The 1,844-nt window shown below is 63.3% G+C and carries 3 protein-coding genes; 2 read left to right on the top strand and 1 reads right to left on the bottom strand.

All coding sequences use genetic code 11. The annotated features are described in order from the left end of the window. The coding region (locus tag DBR24_RS29050) for a YqjD family protein (protein WP_128616416.1) at positions 1-135 on the top strand (135 nt) is incomplete at its 5' end. A 61-nt stretch (positions 136-196) separates the two neighbouring features. Here DBR24_RS29050 and DBR24_RS29045 read toward each other — a convergent pair. After that, positions 197-1,237 carry an Ldh family oxidoreductase gene (locus tag DBR24_RS29045; protein WP_128616415.1) on the bottom strand — a complete coding sequence of 347 codons (1,041 nt, stop codon included), beginning with the start codon at positions 1,235-1,237 and terminating at the stop codon, positions 197-199. Between the two features lie 257 nt (positions 1,238-1,494). On the opposite strand from DBR24_RS29045, the gene DBR24_RS34300 reads away from it, so the two are divergent. After that, positions 1,495-1,844 (top strand): hypothetical protein (locus DBR24_RS34300; protein WP_371921378.1); only part of this gene is annotated, 350 nt, incomplete at its 3' end.

Raw genomic sequence — 1,844 nt, 5'->3', positions numbered from 1 at the left:
GTATCGAGCGTGCGCGATCGCACCAAACCGGCGGTCGATGCCACCGAGAACTACATCGGCGGCCATCCGTGGCAGACCGTGGCCATCTCGGCCGGTTTCGGTCTGGTAGTCGGCTTGTTGCTGGGCCGCCGTTAAGCAACTGGCAGACAACGAAAGGCGAGCCTCAGGGCTCGCCTTTTTCTTGCGCGCAACGAAATTACTGTCCTGCCAGTTCGCGCAACTGCGCCAGCGTCTGCTGATCCAGCAGGATGCCTTCGGCCAGTGAACGGGCGCGCTGGGCGTGTCGACGATCACCGGGCAAACGCTTGAGCCCGACACCGTGCATCTGCCGCACCAACTCCTCGCTGCGCTCGGCAAAACTCTGCCCGGCCGCCTTGCTCGGGTCGATGACGATCAGCAATTGCCCGGTCCACGGGGTTTTCGCGCCGGGGTGCCCGGACCAGTCAAACTCGAAAGAAAAGTTGCCGCCCGTCAGCGCCGCCGCAAGCAGTTCCACCATCATCGACAGCGCCGAGCCCTTGTGCCCGCCAAACGGCAGCAGCGCGCCGCCTTCAAGAATCGCTTTGGGGTCCTGGGTCGGCTGGCCGAGGCTGTCCACACCCATGCCTGCCGGCAATCGTTCGCCCTTGCGCGCGGCGATCTGCACATCGCCATGGGCGATGGCGCTGGTGGCAAGGTCGAAGACAATCGGTGCGGCACCGGCGCGCGGCGCGGCAAAGGCGATCGGGTTAGTGCCGAACAGCGGGCGGTCGGCGCCGTGCGGCACCACGCAGGTCATGCTGTTGACCACACTCAGCGCGACCAGGCCTTCATCGGCAAAAGGTTCGACATCCGGCCACAGTGCGGCGAAGTGATGGGAGTTGCGAATCGCCAACACCGCGATCCCCGCCTGGCGCGCCTTCTCCACCAGCAATGACCGGGCGGCGGCCAGTGCTGGCTGGGCAAACCCGTTGCCGGCGTCGACCCGGACAAACCCGGAAGCCACGTCTTCCACCTGCGGCACGGCATGGCCATTGACCCAGCCGCTTTTCAGGGTCGAGACGTACCCGGGAATCCGGAAGACACCGTGGCTATGGGCACCATCGCGCTCGGCACTGGCGCAGTTGGCGGCCAGCACCCGGGCCACTTCGTCAGACGTGCCGTGGCGCAGGAAAATCGTTTCAAGCAGTTGCGTCAGCGCGTCGAGCGATACCGACGACGAGGCAGCAGAGGACACATGATCGTGTGGCGCAGACATCTGAAGCTCCAGAATGATTATTGGAGGGAACAACAGCGTATGGACAATTTGCCAGTCGATTAACCATGCCCGGGCTGCCGCCTGTCAACCCTCAATAACGCCGCGATCATCGCGAGCGTGCCCGCCGCGCACCCGCCTGACAGACATTTACCTGCAACGTGCAATAACTATCTACCACCTGTGAATCGCCCCCCCCTCCTAGTCTCGTGCCTCCTTCTGACGGCGCTCATCAGTGCGCCCCGCAAAGAGACTTGAAGATGCTCAATCCCGTCGCTGCGCTGTTATTTCCCGAAGCTCTGAAATACAAGGGGCTGAGGGCAGAACTCGGCAAGACCCACGGCCTGAACGACAAAGATTTCGACTGGTTGGCCCATGTCACGCTGGTGACCCAGGCACTGCGCAGCCAACAGTCGCCACCGATGCTGGCCCAAAGCGTTCAGATCAAGGCAGGCACCCTGCCCGCCCTGACATTGGCCGGGGTGTTCATCCTCAGTGCAACGCCGGACGACTGCGGTGCCATCCTCTATACCCCGTACGGCGGCATCAAGAAATACGACAGCCTCCCGGCCCTGCAGACAGCGTTGCGCAACCATCTGGAAAGCACGGA

The sequence above is a fragment of the Pseudomonas sp. HMWF006 genome (assembly GCF_003061205.1).
GTDB lineage: Bacteria > Pseudomonadota > Gammaproteobacteria > Pseudomonadales > Pseudomonadaceae > Aquipseudomonas > Aquipseudomonas monsensis.
The sequence above is the reverse complement of the archived record's forward strand: the minus strand, read 5'-3'. Positions and strand labels throughout refer to the sequence as shown.